Genomic DNA, 21,951 nt, shown 5'->3' with positions numbered 1-21,951 from the left:
AGGCCCTTTCTACGCGAAAGTCGCTGGTGGTGAACACGAATCGGCGGGCCCGTCAACGGAGATCGGCAGCGCCGAGCACATCGATCGTTTCCGACCAGGGCCGGGTGGGGGTGCGGGGATCGTCTCGGTGCAGGGTGGCGATCCAGCCTCGGAGAAGCCGCCGTCAGGGCGCAGGCATAGCCCGCGCACGCGGCCCTCGAATCGGAATCCGTTGCGCCACGCTGTTTTTGCCGAGGCCCAGTTGCCGACAGCGGCCTGCCAAGCCATCAGGTGCTGCCCGTCGTGCTCTAAGGCATGGTCGAGGACCAGGCCCAGCGCGATCGACATGAGGCCGGCACCGCGAAAGGCGGGGTGTAGCCCATATCCGACTTCGGCGGTGCCGTGGCCGGTGGGCCGGTAGTCGATTGTCCCGGCGAACGCGTACTCGCCTTCCTCGCAGCGGGTGGTGATCGCCCAGAATCGCGGCGAAACGGCGCAGGGCTGGGCCCAGCTGCTGCGGGCGAGGTCGAGTAGCTGATGGGCGTGCTCGAGGTTGTAGGGGCGGGGGATGCGGGTGTATTCGAGCATTGCCCGGTCGTGGCACTGCTCGACGATCGCCGGAATGTCCTCGGCTCGGTGACCGCGCAGCACGACCATGCGGTGTGCGTCGGTGAGGATCGGGGCCGCCGCGGGTGTGCTGGCAGTCCAGGATGCGAGCGCGTCGGCGAGTTGGCCGGCGGCCTGCGGTGCGCTGATCGAGGTGGTGTCGATCACGAGATCGGCTGCGGAGGCGAGCCATTCGCGGCGGGCGTCGGCGAAGGCGGGGATGTGCTGTCGACGCCACTCGGCCGCGGCGGGCAGGTCGCGGTCTGCGGTGATGCGCTCGTCCAACGCGTCGGGGTGGACGTCGAGCAGCACGTGGTGCAGCGAATACCCTTGTCCGCGAATGCTGTCGGCGATCTCGCGCCAGTACCGCTGGTTCAGTACGGTCTGGACGATCAGCAGAGGCTGGCCGGTCTCCTCGGCGAGCTCGTGGGCGACGATCGGCACAAGGAGCCGCCATGAGCGAAGATCCTGGAAGTCGGCGATCTCGCACTCGGGGAACTGCGGGGCGAGCATGAATCCGACGTACTCGGGATCGAAGATCCGCCATCGCTGATCTGCGGCGACCAGCGCTTTGGCCAGAGTCGACTTTCCGGAGCCGAAACTGCCGTTCAACCAGACAGCTACGCGCGAGCGTTCGGACAATGCGATACCCCAATGATGTTGGTGAACGGGAGAAACGGGTGTCTACGAGGCACCGTCAGGGCCGAAGGTTGAGGTAGAGACGGTGTCCGGTGGCGATCTGCTGCACGACCAGAGGCAGCAGCGTGTGCTCGGCGGCCAGCACCACGGGCAGCGAGTGTGTCGACGGTGTCGTCGGCGAGGACCAGGACCTCGAGTTGGGCGATGACCTCGCCGGTATCGTATTCGTCTTCGACCAGATGGACAGACGGGCCGCTGACCTTGGCCCCGGCATCGAGAACAGCCTGGTGAACGCAGGCGCCGAACATCTGAGTGCCGCCGAAAAGCGGTAAAAGTGCGGGGTGCACGTTGACGATTCGGGGTGCGAACTCCTTGAGGGTCCGCGGGCCGAGCTTCTTCATATAGCCGGCGCCGAACGGCCCAATGTTGTCGGTGCCAGCCGGAACAATGGATGGTCATGCACAGCTTCCCGCGTTTGACCGCCCTGTTCGGCGCGCCGGTCCATGCCCTGACCCAGGAGCACATCGCCGCCGCCGTCGACCGAAAGACGCCCGAGGCCGAGGACCTGGACTTCAAGGAGACCCTCTACGACAACAAAGACAAGGACAAAGCCAGCCTGGAGCTGGCAAAGGACGTCACGGCCCTGGCTAACGCCAACGGCGGGATCCTGATCCTCGGCGTCAAGGAACAGGATTCAGCGGCCCACACCCTCACGCCGATCCCACTCACTCCCGGGGAGATCGAGCGAATGCAGCAGATCTGCCACTACCGGGTCCGACCCTTCCTGCCCGGAGTTCGCATCAGGCAGATCCCCGACGCCACGGACCCGAGCGTCGGCTATTACGTGATCTCGGTGCCACGCAGCGCCGACGCCCCACATGCTGTCATCCAACGAAACGACGGCACTCTGCTCAGCTACGCCCTGCGAGACGGGCAGGTCACCCGCTATCTGGCCGAAGCGGAAATCGCACGCCGCTACCGGGATCGGTTCACCAGCCGCGCCGAACTCACCGAAGCTCTCAACCAGGTCCATGACGAAGGTGCTGGCCGAATCAACCCCGGAACCTTCCAGTCATGGCTGACCATGGCGGCCTATCCCAGCGCACCAGGGATCCAGCGGATCGGCGGATCAGCCACCGTCGAGCAGATCACCGAAGAAGTGCGAAACTGGGTCAGCGTCACCCCGCCGATGCCAGGCCAGATGCTCAGCAAGTACGTCGAGGGCTTTCCCGGGGTCCGCCGGACGCTCGTGACCCGATCGACGTCCTATGGCGGGACCTTGAGCGAGTCCTTCGCTGAATTGCATTTCAACGGAGCAGGATTCGTGACCTGCCTGACCCCACTGGTCGCCGGAAAGGACTGGCCGGAACAGATCGCGTTGGACGTCCTCGAACTCAATCTGCATTCGATGGTGTCGCTGTTGTCCGCCCATGCCGCCAGCTCCGGCGCCGGCGGGGACTGCGAGTTCCTCGCCCAGCTGCGTTTCCCACCTCACCTGGCTGGGACCGGAACCGGCTCGGTCCGCACCTTCAAGCCCATGGAAATCCATGCCCCCACGCGAGGATTTGTCGGCGGTCCGATCGACGAATATGAATGCGTTCCGCGATCGATCTCCGTCAGCACCGCGTTTGCCCATACTCGAACCACCTCAAGCCTGGACGAACTCACGGACAGCTGGCAAGCCCAGGTTCGGACCGCACACGCTCTAGCTGTCGACATCCTGGGCCAGTTCGCCGTTGCCGACGCTGTCGTCCTGAACCCCGACGGCACCCTCAACTCCGCGACCGTCGACGCACAGCGCGCCAACGCGATCAATGCCTGGACCCAAGCTGCCAAGCCCTGACGGCGCGCCGATTTGCATAGTGCAGAGAAATTTCGACAAAGCAAGGTCGAGCTCGGCGGTTGCGCTCGCCCATACGGCACTGGATGCCAGCACGCCTGCATCCGCTGTCCCATGCTCAACATCAACCCGAAGATGCTCTCGCGACTGACCGAGATCGAAGACGACCTGGTCGCCCGACGCGAACGAGCCGAGCGAGAGGCGTGGCTCGGCGAGATCGAGGGAATCGACCTCACGCTGTCCTTTCTGCGTCAAAAGCGTTCGGAGACGGAGCGATTGGCACGGCTGGCTCCCGCCGGACCCACGATGATCGTCTTGGCGCCACCACCGCCCACGGGGAGCTGAGCGGCAGCGCTGCTCGAGACAGTGCGGTTGATGACCTGTCCCGAGCGGCGCACCGTTCGGCATTTCCGCGGATTAGCTCAGCGGAGCCAGCCACGAAACCGCGTTGTCCTTGAAGCTCTGCCGCTCGGGTATGAGGCCGCTATGGTCATCGAGCGACATCATGGTCACGCCCATCATCGTTCCGCCATCGTCGATCGCAGCGACCGTTGCGCCGCACTCACCGCAGAACCCGCGCTTGGTCGTCGGGAATGTATGGAACCACTTGGGTTCTCCGCCCGGCCCGGTCCATTCGAATCCCTCGACGGGGAAGTCCACCCACGCCATCACCGGGCAACCACCCAGCCGCTGGCAATGAGGGCACGAACACAGGTGCGGGAACGAGAGTTCGCCGGACGCCTGATACCTGATATTGCCGCAGAGGCAGCCGCCAGAGCGCATCGGTGCACATGTCCTTTCACGCGATCATCGCTGGAAGAGAAGATCATCTGTGCGCGACACCCATCACCGCGACAACGTCCCGCTGTCGGCCCCTGAGCTCGTCGCCTCAGACCTTTGCCGATCCTAGATGTTGCGGCCCGGCATCGGAGGAGAAGCCATCGACGACGTCAGGGCTTACCGAGGGCGAGCGTCTGATGCCACGATCAGGTCCCACGCGGGCCGAGGACCGGTGGAAGGCCGCAGCGGCAGCACCGTGGCGGGTTTCTGCCCGCTTGGGCCGTCGCTGTTCTGTAGCAGCAGGACTGCGGTGGCGAGCACGACCTGCTCGGCGCGGCGCCGGGATTCTCCTTCGGCTTTCCGTGCTTGTCGGAGGGCGTTTTTCAGCTGCTTGACTTCACCGCGCAGACGTTTCTCGGTCTCAGGGGTCTGGTGGGTTTCGGCTCGGACACGTGCATAGAATCCTCCTTCAGGTCGGCGTGGCGTCTCTGCAGAGCCATGCGGTGGACCCCGGCCTCGATCGCCAGGGAGACCACGGTGAGGGTGCCGTCGGAGCGTTCGGGAGTGCCGGTCAGGAGCCGATCGATGGCTGCGCGGATCCGGGTTCGCTCGTCGGGGTTCTGCTGATTCATGCGACGGACTCTTGGCTGGTCAGTGCATCGGCGTCATGGGTGGGGCCAGTCAGCCTCCGCGTCGGCCCGGAAGCGAATCGTCCCACAGACAACCACCCTCATACATCAGACTGTCCCCTTTCACTCAAATGCCTTTGACACCATAGAAATTCAACGTTTGTGTAGCGAGGCGCGACCTGGCCGTTCAGTCACGCTACATCCCGCAGTCGTTCAACAGGATCGAGCATGGGACCGACAACTTTGGCGGATCGGTGAGCGTCGCAACGTTTCTGACGTCCAAATTTCCGATTCGGCAGGACGGCGACAGGGCTGACGCTGCTGGAAAGCGGTGACTTCGCTGCTGGGACAGCCGGGCAGCTCCGCGAGGAACACCTGATAGCGCTGGACTGCCCCAGCAGCCAGCTCCCGTCCAGGCTTCTACAACAGCCGACTCATGATGATCGCGTCCCAGAGTTCACCGTTGCGCCGCCTGTAATGGGCGCGCAACGTGCCTTCGGTCTCGAAACCGGCGCTGTGGTAGAGCCTGATCGCGGGTAGGTTGTGCGGCCAGACCTTCAGGGTCGCTTTGTGGGCGTGATGGTGCTTGCACCAGTCGAGGAGATGGTCGAGCAAGGTGCTGCCGACGCCCACGCCTCGGTGGTCGGCCGCGATCATCATGGTGATCTCGGCGACGCCTGGTGTCGCGAAGTCGGCCGTTGCGATCGCTATGACACCGGCGGTGAGGTGGTCGCCGACGATGACGCCGGAGGTGTCCGCGGCGATATGCTCGGACAGTCGGGCGGCGGCCTTGTCTTCGTCTATTGGAGGTTCCGCGCCGATCCACTTCTGTTCGGCCGCCACTGCGACGCGCATCCGGACCAATGACGGCACGTCCTCGACGCGGGCGGGCCGGATCAACACCTCCGCACTGGCTTTGTTGGCCTTCGTGCGCGTCGGCAACAGGCCGGTGATGACGTTCTTCCCGATGAGGGTGGCTTCGAGACTGCGCAGGATCAGTTCATCGCCGATGTCGGAGAGATGGATTCCGTCCGCAAGCCACGGGCTGAGGTCACCGTCGCGCTCGCGCAGTAGCGCGGCGGTAGTAACGAACGCGCCCCAGTAGTCCACGAACATCGCGCCGCTGTCGCGGGCCGCTTTCTGTGCGGCAAGGTTGTAGGCGAACAGGTCCTCGTTGATCGACACCGCGTCCAGGCCGAATTCAACGCTGACTGGAGGTGCGGCAAGGCAGATCACCCGCCGTGCCCGTGCCTGCAGGTGCTCGAGGATCGCTCGATAGTTCTGCGTGAACTCCTCGATATCGACAGCTTCATGATCGCGGCCTTGCGCGCGGCGGAGCACGTCGTTGGTTCCGCACTCGAGCAGGGCCAAGTCCTGGTCGATGTCTACCCCGACGACCTCGGCCAGCAGGTCCCGGCTGGTGGCACCGCCGCGCCCGTGATTGTGGATCGTGAACGCCACGTCGGGAAGCTTCATTGCCAGGACGGTTTCGAGGCGATGCACGAATCCGGCGTTGTATCGACCATCGACGGTCACCGTGGCGCCGGTTTCCGGCAGATCTGCGAGGTCGGTCAACCGGGACGAGGTCGCGACCAGGTGCTCGGTATGGCTTGTGCCCCAGCAGCGGAGCACCACAGGTTGGCCCGGTGGTGCGGCCTGTGGTGGCCGCCGGTCGGCGTCGGAATCGAAGGCCGTTGCGATCGGTTGTGAGCTGTTCGCCACGGTCTGGTGTGGGGAGTCCGGGGTGATGTCGGCGTAGATCGTGTCGACGATGTCTTCGAGACGGTGGGCCGCGTCGATGCGTACCTCGTCCACGAACCCGAGGGGGTCCCACCCGTTGTACCAATTGCGCATATCGTCGCGGTCGAACTCGGCCGTCTTGGCGCGGCGCCCGGAGTGACGCTGCACGGTGTCGGCGAAGGTGAGGTCGAAGGCGTAGAAGCATGCCCGCTCCGCCACAGTGGCGAGCTGTGCCAGCATGGTGCCGTAGCGGCGTGCGGTGAGGATGCCCTCCACGACGACGGTGAGTCCGTGTTCGAGGCCGAGTGCGGCGATGTCGCGGAGGAGGTCGATGTTATAGCCGCCGGTGACATCGGATTCGCGGAGGAACTCGCGTCGCACGACATCTTGAGGGATTACCAGGCACCGCCCGCGGTCGAACCGGCTCTGCAACTGGCGGGCCACGGTTGTCTTTCCGGAGCCGGAGTTCCCGCGAATGACCACGAGGCGGCCGCTTTTCGTGGAATTGCACTTGATGCACGACTGCGATGGGGTGCCCGCTGAACCGGCTGGCGTCTGCACCGCGAGGGCGGTCCGGATACTTTTGGCCAGTGCTGCGAGCTCCGGTGGTGAGTACGCCAGAATGCCGTTCTCTGCCGTCACAGCGTGGAACTGCTGTTCACGGTACGGCACGCCGGGCGGTAACGGCGCGATGTGCCAGTGAATGTGCGCGTTGCCGTCAGTCGACCCCATCGAGAACAGGTACAGGCGTTCAGGATTCATCGCTTCGGCGACACCCGTGGCCACTGTGTGGACTGCTGATTGCAGTCGAAGATATTCCTGCGGCGTCAGATCGGCGACGACGTCCTCGACGTGTCGGCGGGGCACCACCAACACATAGCCGGGCAGCGTCGGGTACTTGTTCAGGAAACCCACGTGTTCGCCGTCGTCATAGACGGTCTCATGCTCGAAACCAGTTGTCCCGGCCAGGAACTCGCAGATGAAGCACGCTCCGGTGCGCACCCGTGTCTCGTAGTCCGCGATGTCCATCGGGACGCGTCGCCGCCGCATTTGGGCGGCGGTGTCTGTTGACGCCTCGGGTTTGGTGGCGATCAGTTGGAAGAACCGGGCGCAGTCCAGGTACGGGCGGCGGTCGGCCATAGTGTTCTCCAACCGCAGCAGCTTGTCGAAGAACGCGGGGTCGTGCTTGGCTTCGTCGTCGGCGATCAGGTCGCACACGGCACGGACCCCGTAACGCACCGGCGGGTTCATCCCCGCGCCAAGGACGTATCCGACGACTTCATCTGCTGTGTAGGAAGCGTATTCCAGACCGTAGGTGGCCGACTCGCGCTGGGTGGTATTCAACAGGCGCAGCGCCCCGTCGAGATCGCTTCGGCGCACAGCGGCGGCCAGTGGGTCGCATGAGGGATTCGGCGCCAGAATCGATATCAGCCCACCGGTACTGAGCAGTCCCACCAGCTCCTCGATCACCAACGCGGGTTGGGCAAGATACTGAAGCACGTTGTGCAGCAGGATGATGTCGTACAGCCGGTCGCGCAGATCTGCCGCCGCCTGGCGTATGTCAGCGGCATGGCATTCGATTCGGTCTTCGACACCGGCTTCCACTGCGCGGCCGCGCGTGGCCTGCAACGACCGGCTCGAGCTGTCCAGGACCGTGACGTGGTGGCCCGCTCGCGCCAGCCGCACCGCGTCGATGCCGTTGCCGCCGCCGGCGTCCAGCACTCGCGCCCGACGATCCGGCAAGTGCCGGGCCAGGTTAGCGAACACCTGCTCATACCGCAGTCGACCCCACGGCGTCTCCTGATATGACGTGAAGTCGTCCAAGTGACGGTCGAACTCCGACAATGCCCCTGCCTCCCACCTATCAGTTGTTGCCCGTGGAAGTGCCCCAACCTGACACATCCCTGCATCGACTCCCTATTGCCCCGAATCAGATCCAGTAGCGTCGGATCAGCGTCCCGTCACTCCACGACTCAACCGATTCCAGTGCGCCGCCGCAGGATTCGATGATCCGGCGGCTTCCTTCGTTGCCGTCGTCGCACGTGATGAACACCCGCTCGATGCCCATCCGGTGTGCGAGGTCGAGACTCTGCCGCAGGATAGCGCGGCCGTGGCCTTGGCATCGGTGTTCGGCGAGGACGGCATAACCGATGTGTCCGCCTTTGCGAGCCAGGTAGTCGTTGAGCGTGTGCCGGATGTCGGCGCGGCCGACGATTTCGTCGTTCACGGTGGCGATCAGAAAGGTTGCGGGAACGATGCCGTACGGCAAGTTTCGGCCCCGACGGTAGTCCTCGAGCATGTCGAGGTACTGCTTCCAGTCCATCGCCGGTTCCAGACCGAGAGCGAAGTCGAAGCCGTCCTCGGCAGCCATCACCTGGTGGGCTGCGCGTACGACCTGCTCGTCGCCCATGCGAGGGGAGCGCAGAATCACGTTACCGATGCTGAGACCGTTGACGGACATGGCAGAACGGTAAGTCCACGCGATGGCGGAGTCGATCGCTTTTCCCTCCGACACATCGAGGTTCACTCCCAAGGCGGGCGGCCGGTCCGCGACGCCCACGCGGCGAGCCCCGCGCCGTCCACGGGACCGATGTTCTACCCAACCCCCGCAGAGGCCGCGAGAACACTTGAAAGAATTGACCGGACAGCTACTTCAGTTCGACGAACTCGCCGAAGCCGTGGAATACCACCAAAGCATCACCGTTGCCCGAAACGCGAGCTCTACGTAAACGGGCTGCCCAATCCCTAGAACCCGGCCCGGGCGGCTGCGGAAGGGGTTGGCGGGGTTGGGAATTCTGGGTTGGATGCGGTCGACGACGTTGAACATGTTTCCAGCGGTTCGCATTTCACACTTCCGGCGATACTCGAGCGGGGCTTTCCGAGGGTTCGCCCTCCGGGGCGAATGCATGGCCGCGCACCTCATCCTGGGGCCAGGAATTCCGAAACTCGACTATCTGGAACCATGTGACCAGGCGGGCATGATCTGCGGCCAACCGCTGCACCGGCCTATTCCTCCTCCTCCTCCTCCTCCTCGTCGACGTGGTTGGGAACGTTTTCCTTGGAGGCGTTCTGGTCGGTGATCGTCGGTATGCTGCGAGGACTGACCTGGTGGGTGGCCGATGGATCGCGAACGGGGGTTGTTGAACGATGTCCGACATCGAGGGTAGTGACGCGTTGCGGTCGGAGATCGCGGCGTTCTATGCGGGTTTCGGGCAGCCCGAGGTGCTGCAAGAGGCGTTTGGGCAGGCGCTGCTGGTGGTGCCGTTGATCGATGAGGACCGGGTGTATACCTCCCGGGTCGGGGGTGTGGATTGGATTTGTACGTTCACCAGCATCGAGGAGTACGCCCGCTACATGAGTGCCCGCGGTGTCGAACCAGACCAGCAGTACCGCTATCACACACTGCTCGGCGGCCACCTCGCCGAGTATGCGGCGAGCCGGGCCGAGCCGACCGGAGTTGCTGTCGATATGGCGGGCACAGCGCCAATGGCGTTCCCGCCGGAGGTTTCCGAGACATCCACGGCTGGTGATGGGAACCGCTGATGGGTGAGCAGCTGAATGTCGATCCGGCGGTGTTGCAGCAGGCCGCGGATGGGATCACCGGCGTCATCGGTGAGTTGTCGGACCTGGGTGTGGGCGAGACGGGGGCGATGGGGCGAGGGTTTTCGCTGCTGACTTTGTCGCCAATGGAGGCGGGAAAGCAGTCGGTGCAGAACGCATTCGAGACGTTCACCGAGCGGTGGTCGTGGGGTGTACGGGCGTTGGTGCAGGCGGGCAACGCGATCGCGAAAACGTTGGGGTTGGCGGCGGGCCGCTATCACATCATCGATGAGAAGTTCTCGAACACGTTCAAGGAGATCACCACCCATCTGATCGGCAACCCGCATCTGTCGAACGAAGAGATCGACAAAAGGTCCTGGGGAGAGACCCTGGCCGATAACCAGTACAACCAGATCCGCAACCACGACTACAGCGCCGAGTCGTTCCAGAACGCGTTCAACCAGATCGGCACCAACATCGAGGTCATCCAGGCGGTCGGCCCGGACGCGCTCGGTGGCGCGGTACCCGGGGTGCATTGGAATACCGGCGCAGCGGAGCGGGCCGCGGAGATCCGTGAAGAGCAAGGGGGACAGTAGAAGTGGGGATCGGGGATTTCGTCAACTCGGTCGGCAACGCCATCGAGCATGGCGTCGAATCGGTCACCCAGAAAGCGGGCGAGCTCGCCGACTCCGGGTTGGACGCCGCTGCCACGCTGGCCCGCAAGGTTGGCGCCGACGGGGTCGCCGAAGGGCTGGACGATCTCGGCGACAAGATCGCCGACCTGGCTGGCGGTGAAATCCACGAGCGTGAACTCGGACAAACCAAGGATCCCAAAGAACTGATCCGGGGTGAGCCCTCAGCGATCCACGATGCCGCCGAAGCGTTGCAGAAGATGGGTGATTCGATCGGCAAGACCGGCGACGCGCTGCGCACCGTGAACACCGCGGACTGGACCGGGACCGCGGCGGAGGAGTTCCACACCGAGTTCGCCGAACAGCCCAAGCTGTGGTGGGAAGGCTCGGACGCGATGCACAAGGCGTCGGGCGTGCTGGGCAGTTGGTATTACGAGGTCACCGCCGCCCAAACCAAAGCCGCAGACGCGATCGCACGATGGGATGCCGCCGAGGTCGAGGAAACCAGCAAGAAAACCCAGTGGAACGCGCTCTCCGATGAGCAGAAACGCAAAACCCCACTGGTCGACACGTGGACGTCGATACGCAACGAAGCCCGCGAGATCCTGCGCGGCGCCCGCGCCCAACGCGACAACGCCGCAGCCTCAGCCGCGGCAGCACTCGGGGCGGCAACCGAGTCCGCGCCGACCGAGCGGCCGTTCACCGAACGCTGGTCCGATAACGTCTCGGATCTATCGGGGGCGTTGGATCAGGCGAAACTGAACTTCACCTCCGGGTTTCTGACCAGTTTCTCCGGGATCGTGCAGTTCGTTCGCCAGGTCAGCCCGATGGACGCCTACAACCTCACCCACCCGGCCGAATACCTATCGGGCATGTCGGATCTGGGCACCGGGCTCGTGGTGGCCGCCGCCGATCCCGGGGCGACGACCTCGTCGATCCTGTCCGGTGCCCGCAAGAACCCCTCGGAATTCCTGGGCTCGCTCACCGGAGACCTGATCACCACCGTCGGCACCGGCGGTGCAGGCGCGGCCAAACCCGCACTGTCCGCGTTGGACAAGGTCGGCGACGTCTCCAAAGTCACCAAAGCCACCCACACCGTGGCCAGCGCCGCAGAACACGCCCCACACCCCACGCCCAGCACCCCACACACCCCCAGCACCACCCACACCCCAACCTCGACCCCGCACGAAACCGGGACACCCGCGAGCACGCACCCGACGACCGAGTCGCCATCGTCAGCCCCGACCGGGCACGAGCCAACAACGCCGACCGGAACCCAGCCGAGCGCGACGGAGCCCGGCGTGCACCCGAACGCGGCCACTGAGTCTGCACCACAACCGGGAACGACCACCTCCCCTGAAACCCCAACCCACACAAACGAACCCGCCGCTGCTCGACCGGATGACGCAACGCCGGGCCAAACACATCCGGACGCGCCTGGATCCACCCATCCCGAACAGCCTGGGTCGCAATCCCCTCCCACTGGCGAGCACCCCGGCGACGCGCCACAGGCACCCTCACAGCACAATCCCGAGAATCCGTCGGGGCGACCGGATTCGGGCACACCCGCCGCGCCACACACCAGCACCGAAACTCCTGGGCATTCGGGTCCCGAGGCGGGTCAGCCCACCCAGCACCCGGATACTCCAGACACCCCTACCGAGCATGGCGGCGAGAGCCCGCACCAAACGCACGATCCCGAATCTCCACATGCGGATGACGGCACGAACCCCGGCAGCCACGACGGTGCGGCCCCGGAACATCAGTCGCCGAACCACCAGGATCCAGCGGCCGAGCATCCCATGCTGCAGGAACGCGCCGACGCCGACCACGGTGCAGGCGATACCGCACGTGAGAACGGCGCGGACAACGACCGCACCCCCGGCGATAAAACCTGCTCCGAGGACCCGGTCGATATCGCGACCGGTGAATTCCTGCTCCCCGAAACCGATGTCGACCTGCCCGGCGTCCTCGCACTCGCATTGCGGCGCACGCATCGCTCGAACTACCGATACGGTCGCTGGTTCGGTCCCTCCTGGTCGGCAACACTGGACATGCGACTGGTCGTCGAACACGAAGGCGTCACCTTCCTCGGCGAGGACGGCATCATGCTGGCCTACCCACACGCCGAAGTCGGTATCGCCACCGAACCGGTAACCGGCGGACAGCAGTGGACACTGACCCGCACAGAGGTCGGCGGCTACCGGATCTGGGACCAACAACGGGAAATACTCTGGCATTTCGCGCCCGAACCGACCCTCGATGGCATCGAATCCCGCCTGGGCAACTACGCCATCTCCGCGATCACCGACCGCCACCGCAACCGGATCCGCTTCCACTACGACACCAACGGCGCACCGGTCGAGGTGTCACACTCCGGCGGATGCCGCGTCCGCATCGACACCGCCGCGGGACGCGTCACCGGCATATCGGTGCTCGGCACCAATCCCGGCGGTGCCGAAACCCGAACCCAACTAAGGGAATTCGGATACGACGCAGGGCAACTGGCCGCGGTCGTGAACGCTGTCGGCGCCACCACGACCTACACCTACGATGACGACCATCGGCTGACGTCCTGGACCGACTCCAACGGCAACCAGATGGTCAACACCTACGACGAATCCGGCCGTGTCATCTTCCAGCGCGGCACCGCCGGGATCCTGGACACCGACTTCGACTACCTCGAATTCCCTGACGGCACTGGCCGTCTCACCACGGTCACCGACTCTCTTGGCGCCATCACTTCTCACGGCTTCGATCGAGACTTCCGCCTCCGCGACCTCATCGACCCCGCGGGTGGCCGCACCCACACCGACTACAACGCCGACCGCAAACCACTGAAGGTCACGGCACCGGACGGGACGGTGACCCGATACCGCTACACCGGCGAGGGCGACATCGCCGAAATCATCCGCCCGGACGGCAGCACCGTCGAGATCGATTACCTGTGGCGCAACCGGCCAACCCGAGTGACCGACGCCGACGGCACTGTGCGACAACAGGAATGGGACAAGACCGGCAACCTCGCCGCCATTATCGACCCGGCCGGAGCCAGGACCGATTACTCCTACCACCCCAACGGCGCAATCGCAGAGATCACTGGAGCCAATCGGGCCCGCACCGTGGTCGATGTCAATCCGGCCGGACTGCCGATACAGATGACCGACTCTGCCGGTGCCGTGACGCGGATCGAACGCGACGCTGTTGGGCAACCTATCCGGATCGTCGATCCCCTCGGCGCGGCAACGCAATACGAATGGTCACCTGCAGGGAAACTGCTGCGGCGAACCGACCCCGACGGTCACACCGAATCATGGACCTACGACGGCGAAGGCAACATCCTCACCCACACCAACCGTGCAGGCGGCGTCACCCGATACACCTACGGTGCTTTCGACCTACCGGCATCGCGCACCGACCCCGACGGTTCGACCACGCACTTCATCTGGGACAGCGAGCGCCACCTGACGACGGTCATCAACCCGCTGAAACAGAAGTGGATCTACACCCGTGACCGATCGCACCGGGTGATCGCCGAGACCGACTACACCGGAGCGACGACCCACTACTCCCGCGACACCATTGGACGCGTCGTGACGGTCACCGCGGCAACCGGGACCATCCGCCATCACACCTACGACCTTCTCGGCCGACTCACCGAGGTCGCCAGCGACACCGGTGAATGGATCCGCTACACCCACGACAGCGCCGGTCGCGTCGTGTCCGCGGCCACCGGCACCGGCGAGACACTCACCCACACTCTGCAATTCACGTACGACGTCACCGGGCAGCTCGCCTCCGAGCAGCTCGACAGTCACCCGGCCATGCGCTACGAACATGACGCCCTTGGTCGCCGGATCCGCCGAACGACCCCCACCGGGGCAATCACCACCTGGCAGCACGACAGCCTCGGCAGAGTCCGCGCCCTGTCCGCCGACGATCACCTCATCACCTTCGACTATGACCGTAGCGGTCGCCCCACTGGCTGGCGTACTGCCGAAATCGCGGTCACCCGCAGCTTCACCAGCACCGGCAGCCTCACCCGACAACAGGTCACTGCCTATCCAGCGACATCGCTGACGATCGACTTCGAACACACCACCCGTCCGGCTTCGCGGTCGATTCGGGATGACGAATTCGTCTACCGCCCTGACGGATACCTCACCAGCCACACCATCACGCGACCCGAGACCGATGCTGTGCGCCGTGACTACCGCCTGGACTCGGTCGGGCGGGTCACGACCGTCGCCCGCAGCGCTGCGCTTGCCGAGCAGTACGCCTACGACCCGCTCGGCAACATCACCAGCACCCTGCCCACCGCGATATCCGCCTATTCCACCATCGAAACCGATGGCGCCCCAGCGGGCGAGGACGCCGCGTCACAAGCCGACAAGCATTCGGGCCAGCGGGAGTACCGCAATAGCCTGCTCACCCGCGACGGCCGCACCCGCTACCACTACGACGCATCCGGTCGCCTCATCCGCAAAACCACCACCCGGTTATCCCGCAAACCCGACATCTGGCACTACCGATACAACAGTTTCGACCAGCTCACCGACGTCTGGACTCCCGAGCATCAGTGGTGGCATTACACCTACGACGCTCTCGGACGCCGCACCACCAAACAACACCAGTCGACCGACGGCACGGTCCTCGAACGTATCGACTACACCTGGGACGGCACACACCTCGTCGAACAATCAACTGCTGCCACGGTCACCCGCTGGCACTACCAGCCAGATTCCTACACCCCGATCACTCAAACCACCGACCAGGACAAGATCGATCGCGAGTTCTTCGCCATCATCACCGATCTGGTCGGTGCGCCCGTGGAGATGATCGACCCCGACACCCCGCATACTGCCGCGACCGCCGCCACGGGTCTTTGGGGAACCACCACCTGGCACGGTGATACCAGCACGCCACTGCGCTTCCCTGGCCAAATCCACGACCCAGAGACAGGACTGCACTACAACCTGCACCGCACCTACGACCCTGCTGTCGGACGATTCCTCACTCCGGACCCACTGGGGCTCGCACCTGCCCCCAATCCCCACACCTACCCGCACAACCCGACCCGCTGGTCAGATCCCCTCGGGCTGATACCGGCCGAATGCGGCCCGCGCCAACAGGAAGGCGACCCAACCTCTCCTCATGCCAGCGCACCTCGCGAGACCCTGTTCCACTACACAGACGAGCCCGGTCAAAAAGGCATCCTCGACAGCGAACAGTTGCACCCATCCTTGAAAGCCAACAACCCCGCGGACGCACGCTATGGAGACGGCCAATACCTTTCCGACATCATCCCCGGCTCGCATTCCAACGCGCAACTCTCCCGCGCGTTTATCGGCCAACCTTTCCAAGGCACCCGCTTCAGCCATTACATTGAAATCGACGTTTCAGGACTCAACGTCGTCCCGGGCCGCAAGAACGTGTTCGTCATCCCGAACTCGGGACTCCTGGACCTAGCTGGACGGATTGTCGGATGGGGAGTGAACTAACCATGAAGTACCTGAAAGTCCTTTGGTCACACAACTTCCCGGACGAGCCGGTGAAGCTTTTCAGTGAGATAGACGACGACGGATGGGAAATCCGCAAAGTCGAAATCTTCAGCGACGGACACAGCGACTGGGCCGACACGACACAATCGAAAGGCACCAGCATGATCTCCGAGAAGCGGATGCCCAGCATCGCGGAGATCGCCGAACAGACCGAATTCTCCCCAGAGCAGATCACCGCAAGCGAGTTCGAAGAAATCTGGCAACAGTCGACCAAAGACGGTGCATGAACGACGTTGCGCTGCTGAGGAACCCGGTATGAGGTATGAGAAGGTCACCTGGCACCACGACTGTCCGATGTCAGCGAATCGTCCTCGAGGTGGCCGCGACCTGGGGTGAGGAATCTTGAGTGGCAAGACCAACTGCTGCTGGTCGGAGCAGAAAACTAGGCTGACCTGCATGGATAAGATTCATTGGCAATGGCCCAGTTTCGCTGGCACCGGACATCGGTGCCAACGCCTTGTTGAGAGTAGGACCGCTGTCCATGCGTCCGTTGCCAGTCGATCTGACGTAGGAGATGGGTCATGCGCTGCAGTGCGTCAGATAGGCGGCGGAAGGTGGTCCGTGGTTCTTGCCAGATTGTTCAAGCAACTTGGCGTGCGGCATCGACGGCACGCTGCTGCTCTGCGACGGCTGCGGAACCGACAGCTCCTAGCCGCCGGTGCGGGACCCACGGTCCCCGCCCCGCTACTACTATCCACGGGAATAGCGGTGCCCAGTGAAGAGCTTCACCAGAAGATGATAATGCACAGAGAATGAAGGTTGTCTGAACAGATACCTGAGAGACTTCCCGGGATCTCAGTCATCGGTTACGTCGGCCATGAAGACATGACCGATGAAGTAATCCAAGCGTTCCAGGATTTCACTCGCACCACCACCAAGCCGGACTACAGAATCCGCGACGACGTACCCCAGCCAGAACTTCACAATTGGTACGCGACCCTCCTTCGTCAGGCTCGGATCGGTGATCAATTCTACTGCCGAACAGGAATGGTGAACTTTCCATGGATCGACTGCCGTGCAGAGGGCGACGAATGGCTCGATCCAACGGCCAGTTCAGCGAGCCCATGTAACTCTTCTGAGTGGCGTGATGTCAGGTGGCACAGGGCATTTCAGCCTTGGGCCACCCAACGGTCTTTGTCGACTGGCAACCGTTGGGGCGCTGCTGGGGCGAGGCAGCCGAGGACACCTCCTGCGTGATGGGTGGCAGGCGTCCGGGGTTGCCGTATCGAAGGACTCTGCTCACTGCTGGTGGAATGTCCATTGCGGACCATCAGGGGTGTCGGTTACGTCGATGCTGGCAGCGGCCAGTCGATCGCGCACTCTATCGGCGGCGGGCCAGTCTTCGGATGCGCGTGCTGAGGCGCGTTGTTCGAGTTGTGCGGCCACCAGCACGTTGAGTGCATGATGGGCGGCTGGAGTGTTTGCGTGGTGGTCCCAGTGCGGGTTCAGTGGGTCCAGTCCGAGGATGTCGAGCATTCCACGCACCTGTCTAGCGATGTCGACGGCTGCGGCTGTGTCCTTTTCGGCGAGCGCCTTGTTGCCTTCGGTCACCAAGTTGTGGATCTCGGCGAGCGCTTTGGGCACGGCGAGATCGTTGTTCAACGCGGAGGCGAACACATCGGTCCACTTGCCCAGCGACACGGCGTCTGCGGCATCGTCGACCTTGCGGACGAAGGCTTCCAGCCGCCGGTAGGCGGCGGCGGCATCGTCGAGTGCCTGCTCGGAGTATTCCAGCATCGACCGATAATGTGCACTGCCCAGGTAGTAGCGAAGTTCCACGGCCCGAACTTGTTTGAGCACGTTCGGCACCGACAGCACGTTGCCCAGCGACTTGGACATCTTCTCCCCGCCCAGACTGACCCACCCGTTGTGCAACCAGTAGCGGGCGAAGCCATCACCGGCGGCGCGGAATTTGTCAAGCCGAATGAGACCGCTGGGTGTGTTATGCGGCTGCGGTATCGGTCTCCTGGGTGTTGTCGTCGGCGGGTCGGTTGATCCAGACGGTGTGGGGCAGGTCGAGGATCTTCGGCGGTGTTGTGGTGGCGAAGCGGTGCGGGTGTCGGGCGCGGGCCACGTCGAGCACCCCGCGCCGGTCGGCTGCTTTGCCGGTGGCCAGCCCGTAGTGGACATCGGCGGGTGTGTGTAAGCCGATGCCGGTGTGGCGGTGTTCGTGGTTGTACCACTGGGCGAATGAATCCATGAATTGTCTTGCCTCGGTGAGTGTTCCGAAGCGTTCAGGGAATTCCGGCCCGTATTTCAAGGTTTTGAACAGCGCCTCGGAAAAGGGGTTGTCGTTTGACACCCGCGGCCGGGAATGCGACCGGGTGACCTCGAGGTCTGCGAGCAGCGTTGCGACGGTCTTGCTGGTCATCGATGTGCCCCGATCGGCGTGCACGACCTGCGGGATGCCGTGGACACTGAAGATCTCCTTCATCAATTCCGTTGCCAGAACACCGGATTCGTGAGTATGGACATGGACACCGACGATGTAGCGGGAGTAGATGTCGATCATCACGTAGGCATCGAAATATTGGCCTTTGATCGGGCCTGCGAGCTTGGTGATGTCCCACGAATACACCTGCCGGGACGCGGTCGCGACTAGCTCCGGACACACCTTCGCCGGGTGTCGCGCCAGTCGTCGGCGTTCGCCGACTTGCCGGTTTTCCCGCAGCACCCGATACATCGTGGACACCGAACACAGGTAGACACCCTCATCGAGCAACTGGGCGTAAATCTGCAGCGGCGCCAGGTCGACGAACCGGTCGCTGGTGAGCACCGCCAGAATGCCCGCTCGTTCCAGGATGGTCAGCTTGTTGACCGGGTCCGGAGGCGGTGTCGTGGACACCACCACAGTGAGCGCGGCGGCGGCCTTGCCCCGGCGGATCGCGGTCGAACGCACCAGCCCGGTCAACGACGCCGCTTGCCGGGTGGGCACCCCCACGGCGGTCAACGCCGTATACGCGGCGGTCAACGCTTCTTGCGCTGCTCGTCGGAATCCGCTCTCTCGGAAAGGTTTTCCAAGAGAGCGTGCGCTTTTCCCATAATATCCAGGGCGGCCTCGGTGGTCGACAGGCGCTTGTTCAGCCGGGCGTTCTCCCGCGTCAACCGGGCGATCTCGGATTGCTCGGCGGTCAGCTTGCCGATCTTGTCGCTGGGCTTGCGGCCCGCGAGCACCCCGGCGTCACGCTGCTTGCGCCACTCGCTGATCAACGACGAGTACAGGCCCTCACGCCGCAGATACCCACCGCCGTCGCCGTGCTCGACAGCGGCCTCGTAGGCCTGAAGATGAGCGAGCTTCTCGGCCGCGCTGAACGCGCGGCGCCGCTTGGGCTCGTCGGCTCGTGGCCCCGGTGAATCCATCCGTCCATTGTGGCCCCCGATCGTTGAGGTCCTCGTGCTGGTGGTCATGAAGAAGTTGATCCGTATCTCGCCCTGCGTCAGGCCGATTTGCTGTGAACCAGTGGACTCAACTCAGCCTGACACGCAGGGGCGCGAGACTGAGCGACTTCGTTCTCGTGGTGCGGGAACAGCAGATCCATTCCGCCGCAGTGGATGTCGAACTCGGCACCGAGATAGCAGGTGGCCATCGCCGAGCATTCCACATGCCATCCGGGACGGCCGGGTCCCCACGGTGAGGGCCATGCGGGCTCGCCGGGCTTGTGCGCCTTCCAGAGGGTGAAATCCAGCGGGTCGTGTTTGCCTACGCCGAGGCTTTCGCCCTGCTGCAGGTCCTCGGGATTGTGGCGGGCCAGTGCGCCGTAGGTGGGGAAGCTGCGCACGCCGAAGTACACGTTGCCCTCGGCGGCATAGGCGTGGCCGGCATCGATGAGCCGCTGCATCAGCTGGATGATCTGGGTGATGTGCCCGGTCGCTCGGGGCTGCGCCGAGGGTGGTAATACGCCGAGGGTGTCGTAGGCCCGGTCGAAGGCGCGTTCATAGGTGGCTGCCCATTCCCACCAGGGCCGGCCGGCCTCGGCGGCCTTGTCCAGGATCTTGTCGTTGATGTCGGTGACGTTGCGTACGAAACTCACGTCGTGGTCGTTGGCCTGTAGCCAGCGTCGCAGCACGTCGAATGCGACGCCGCTGCGCACGTGTCCGATGTGCGGCTGTCCCTGCACGGTGGCGCCACACAGGTAGATCGTCGCCTGACCGGGGATCAGGGGAGTGAATTCCCGCAGGCTCCGCGTGGCGGTGTCGAAGAGGTGCAACGTCACGGGCGACGATGCTACCGGTCGCGGTCCCGGTTCGGGGCTTGCCATCCTGGGGTCCGACATCACGACGCGAGTTGTCGTCTCGGCGCGGCAGCCGGGCGGTCGTGATCGCGGCCGGCCCACCATTGTCGGCCCTCGGGCGGAAGGGTATGCATGGGGTCGTAGTAGGCGTACAACCGGCTCAAAGCCTCGGGGTCGGTGGCTTCGGACGCGGTGCGATAGTTCTTGGACCAGTACGATATTCCGCGTATCCGGTCGTAGTGGGCCGCTTGGTGTACCCAGCGTTTGCCGACCATGGGCACGTCGCCTGACTGGAGGTCTTCAAAGCCCAGTTCCTCGTCGCACGCGGCAAAGCAGCACTGCCGAGTACGCGGCCGCTCCCGCTGCCGTGCTGGCCATCGCGCCCGCGGCCATTCCGCTGGCCGACGCCGTCGCGGTCTCGGTCGCCGCGCTCACCGCCTATCAGGCGGTGCACGAGCACGCTCACCTCACCTCGGCCAGCGAGTCCTGATCAACGGCGCCGGCGGAGGCGTCGGCATGTTCGCCGTCCAACTTGCCAAGCGCACCGGGGCAACAGTGATCGCCACCGCGAGCGGGTGCAGCGCCGCGGCGGTCCGCGCTCACGGCGCCGACCAGATCATCGACTACACCGGCAGCCCCCTCGCCGACGCGCTCTGCGAAGAGAACCTGACCTTCTCCGGTCGTGCGGCGGATCGCTGCTAGCCCGTGTTTCAAAAGTGGTTTGGGTCTGAGGGTGTCGCTGTGTGTCGCCGTCAGCTGGTGATTCGGAAGATGTTGTCTGTGTTGGCGTGTCGGTGATCTGATGCAGACGAGGTCTCCGGTAGATGGTTCAGCGACGAAGAAGAACCAGCACTACCGGAGACCTCGTGACCAGCGTAACGGTGGCGAGGCGAGCGGATCTGACCGACGCCCAGTGGGCGCGGCTCGAGCCGCTGCTGCCTCGCGGTAAGAAGGCGGGCCGCCCGCCGATATGGACGAAACGGCAGCTCATCGATGGAATCCGATGGCGCACACGATGCGGGACACCGTGGAGGGACGTGCCCGAGCGCTACGGGCACTGGCAGACGGTGTACGGGCTGTTCCGCCGCTGGCAACGCGCGGGAGTGTGGATGCTGATCGTGAAAATACTGCAAGCGTTCGCCGATGCCGGCGGTCGGATCGGGTGGCAGGTGAGCGTGGACTCCACCATCGCCCGGGCGCACCGGCATGCCGCCGGTGCCCGCCACGGCGGCCACGCCCAGGTCGAGCCGCCCGGCGGGGTCGATACCGAGCCCGCCGATCATGCGCTCGGGCGTTCGCGTGGCGGCTGGACCACCAAGACGCACCTGGCCTGCGAGCAGGGCCGCAAGGTGCTGTCGTTCGTGCTCACCGCGGGTCAGCGCGGTGACAGTCCGCAGTTCACGACCGTGCTCGCCGGTATCGCGGTGTTCCGCCTCGGGAAGGGGCGCCCGCGGACCCGACCGGAGCGGGTACGCGCCGACAAGGCCTACAGCTCCCGCGCCAACCGCGCGCACCTGCGCAAACGCGGTATCAAGGCCACCATCCCGATCAAGCTCGACCAAGCCGCCCACCGCAAGAAGAAAGGCTCCGCAGGTGGACGGCCACCCGCCTTCGACGCCGAGGACTACAAGCAACGCCACGCCGTGGAGTGCGGTATCGGGCAGCTGAAGGAAAACCGAGCTGTGGCAACACGATTCGACAAACTCGCCGTCCGCTACCTGGCCACCGTCTGCATCGCAGCCATCAACCAATGGCTACGACACGGGTGAGAGC

General features: G+C 64.4%; 18 protein-coding genes and 2 pseudogenes. 9 read left to right on the top strand and 11 right to left on the bottom strand.

All coding sequences use genetic code 11. The features are described 5' to 3' along the window. Nucleotides 1-9: 9 nt before the first annotated feature. Nucleotides 10-1,197 carry a GNAT family N-acetyltransferase gene (locus tag ACV7NQ_RS43740; protein ID WP_463364856.1) on the bottom strand — a complete coding sequence of 396 codons (1,188 nt, stop codon included), beginning with the start codon at nucleotides 1,195-1,197 and terminating at the stop codon, nucleotides 10-12. Between the two features lie 8 nt (nucleotides 1,198-1,205). Then, nucleotides 1,206-1,625: a formyltransferase family protein gene (locus ACV7NQ_RS43735; protein WP_463364855.1), complete on the bottom strand. Its 420-nt coding sequence runs from the start codon at nucleotides 1,623-1,625 to the stop codon at nucleotides 1,206-1,208. Nucleotides 1,626-1,681: 56 nt separating this feature from the next. Here ACV7NQ_RS43735 and ACV7NQ_RS43730 point away from each other — a divergent pair, with 56 nt between their 5' ends. Both ACV7NQ_RS43730 and ACV7NQ_RS43725 read left to right on the top strand, forming a co-directional pair. Beyond that, entirely contained in the window at nucleotides 1,682-3,067 is a 1,386-nt protein-coding gene (locus tag ACV7NQ_RS43730) for an AlbA family DNA-binding domain-containing protein (protein WP_463364854.1), read from the top strand. 111 nt (nucleotides 3,068-3,178) lie between these two features. Beyond that, nucleotides 3,179-3,409, top strand: a complete 231-nt coding sequence (locus ACV7NQ_RS43725; RefSeq protein WP_463364853.1) for a hypothetical protein — start codon at nucleotides 3,179-3,181, stop codon at nucleotides 3,407-3,409. 72 nt (nucleotides 3,410-3,481) lie between these two features. On the opposite strand, the gene ACV7NQ_RS43720 is transcribed toward ACV7NQ_RS43725, so the two are convergent. From ACV7NQ_RS43720 to ACV7NQ_RS43705, 4 genes are all read right to left on the bottom strand, one after another. Continuing rightward, nucleotides 3,482-3,847 (bottom strand): GFA family protein, encoded by a 366-nt coding sequence (locus ACV7NQ_RS43720; protein ID WP_463364852.1) that lies wholly within the window; start codon nucleotides 3,845-3,847, stop codon nucleotides 3,482-3,484. A gap of 380 nt (nucleotides 3,848-4,227) precedes the next feature. Continuing rightward, a complete protein-coding gene (locus ACV7NQ_RS43715) occupies nucleotides 4,228-4,476 on the bottom strand; it encodes a hypothetical protein (RefSeq protein ID WP_463364851.1) in 249 nt (82 codons plus the stop codon). Between the two features lie 417 nt (nucleotides 4,477-4,893). After that, nucleotides 4,894-8,058: a GNAT family N-acetyltransferase gene (locus ACV7NQ_RS43710; RefSeq protein ID WP_463364850.1), complete on the bottom strand. Its 3,165-nt coding sequence runs from the start codon at nucleotides 8,056-8,058 to the stop codon at nucleotides 4,894-4,896. Nucleotides 8,059-8,143: 85 nt separating this feature from the next. Beyond that, entirely contained in the window at nucleotides 8,144-8,674 is a 531-nt protein-coding gene (locus ACV7NQ_RS43705; RefSeq protein ID WP_463364849.1) for a GNAT family N-acetyltransferase, read from the bottom strand. 686 nt (nucleotides 8,675-9,360) lie between these two features. Here ACV7NQ_RS43705 and ACV7NQ_RS43700 point away from each other — a divergent pair. The 4 genes from ACV7NQ_RS43700 to ACV7NQ_RS43685 are packed head-to-tail and all read left to right on the top strand — an operon-like array spanning nucleotide 9,361 to nucleotide 16,173. After that, the gene (locus ACV7NQ_RS43700; protein WP_463364848.1) at nucleotides 9,361-9,756 is read left to right on the top strand and encodes a hypothetical protein; all 396 of its coding nucleotides are present in this window, start codon (nucleotides 9,361-9,363) and stop codon (nucleotides 9,754-9,756) included. Beyond that, a complete protein-coding gene (locus tag ACV7NQ_RS43695; protein WP_463364847.1) occupies nucleotides 9,756-10,349 on the top strand; it encodes a hypothetical protein in 594 nt (197 codons plus the stop codon). The genes ACV7NQ_RS43700 and ACV7NQ_RS43695 overlap by 1 nt, the downstream gene beginning before the upstream one ends. A gap of 2 nt (nucleotides 10,350-10,351) precedes the next feature. Then, nucleotides 10,352-15,886 carry a putative T7SS-secreted protein gene (locus tag ACV7NQ_RS43690; RefSeq protein ID WP_463364846.1) on the top strand — a complete coding sequence of 1,845 codons (5,535 nt, stop codon included), beginning with the start codon at nucleotides 10,352-10,354 and terminating at the stop codon, nucleotides 15,884-15,886. Then, nucleotides 15,871-16,173, top strand: a complete 303-nt coding sequence (locus ACV7NQ_RS43685; protein WP_463364845.1) for a DUF6881 domain-containing protein — start codon at nucleotides 15,871-15,873, stop codon at nucleotides 16,171-16,173. Before ACV7NQ_RS43690 ends, ACV7NQ_RS43685 begins: the two co-directional genes overlap by 16 nt. 568 nt (nucleotides 16,174-16,741) lie before the next feature. On the opposite strand, the gene ACV7NQ_RS43680 is transcribed toward ACV7NQ_RS43685, so the two are convergent. The 5 genes and pseudogenes from ACV7NQ_RS43680 to ACV7NQ_RS43660 form a co-directional block, all read right to left on the bottom strand. Then, the gene (locus ACV7NQ_RS43680; RefSeq protein WP_463364844.1) at nucleotides 16,742-16,915 is read right to left on the bottom strand and encodes a hypothetical protein; all 174 of its coding nucleotides are present in this window, start codon (nucleotides 16,913-16,915) and stop codon (nucleotides 16,742-16,744) included. 270 nt (nucleotides 16,916-17,185) lie between these two features. Then, nucleotides 17,186-17,854 (bottom strand): annotated as a pseudogene (locus ACV7NQ_RS43675) (CysS/YqeB C-terminal domain-containing protein); the annotation flags it as partial. A gap of 34 nt (nucleotides 17,855-17,888) precedes the next feature. Continuing rightward, nucleotides 17,889-19,306 (bottom strand): IS3 family transposase gene (locus tag ACV7NQ_RS43670; protein WP_463364843.1). Its coding sequence is split into 2 segments (ribosomal slippage): nucleotides 17,889-18,940 and nucleotides 18,940-19,306, totalling 1,419 coding nucleotides; the frame shifts between segments, so codons are not numbered across the junction. A 128-nt stretch (nucleotides 19,307-19,434) separates the two neighbouring features. Beyond that, nucleotides 19,435-20,160, bottom strand: a pseudogene (locus ACV7NQ_RS43665) (class I tRNA ligase family protein); the annotation flags it as partial. 59 nt (nucleotides 20,161-20,219) lie between these two features. Beyond that, nucleotides 20,220-20,459, bottom strand: coding sequence for a hypothetical protein (locus ACV7NQ_RS43660; RefSeq protein ID WP_463364842.1), 240 nt, complete (start codon nucleotides 20,457-20,459; stop codon nucleotides 20,220-20,222). A gap of 86 nt (nucleotides 20,460-20,545) precedes the next feature. Here ACV7NQ_RS43660 and ACV7NQ_RS43655 point away from each other — a divergent pair, with 86 nt between their 5' ends. From ACV7NQ_RS43655 to ACV7NQ_RS43645, 3 genes are all read left to right on the top strand, one after another. Next, nucleotides 20,546-20,668 (top strand): hypothetical protein, encoded by a 123-nt coding sequence (locus tag ACV7NQ_RS43655; protein WP_463364841.1) that lies wholly within the window; start codon nucleotides 20,546-20,548, stop codon nucleotides 20,666-20,668. 26 nt (nucleotides 20,669-20,694) lie between these two features. After that, the gene (locus tag ACV7NQ_RS43650) at nucleotides 20,695-20,880 is read left to right on the top strand and encodes a hypothetical protein (RefSeq protein ID WP_463364840.1); all 186 of its coding nucleotides are present in this window, start codon (nucleotides 20,695-20,697) and stop codon (nucleotides 20,878-20,880) included. A gap of 122 nt (nucleotides 20,881-21,002) precedes the next feature. Next, the gene (locus ACV7NQ_RS43645) at nucleotides 21,003-21,947 is read left to right on the top strand and encodes an IS5 family transposase (protein WP_463364839.1); all 945 of its coding nucleotides are present in this window, start codon (nucleotides 21,003-21,005) and stop codon (nucleotides 21,945-21,947) included. Nucleotides 21,948-21,951 lie beyond the last annotated feature (4 nt).

This window comes from Nocardia sp. Tas62D01, from assembly GCF_055232035.1.
This window is presented reverse-complemented; position numbering and strand designations above follow the sequence as displayed.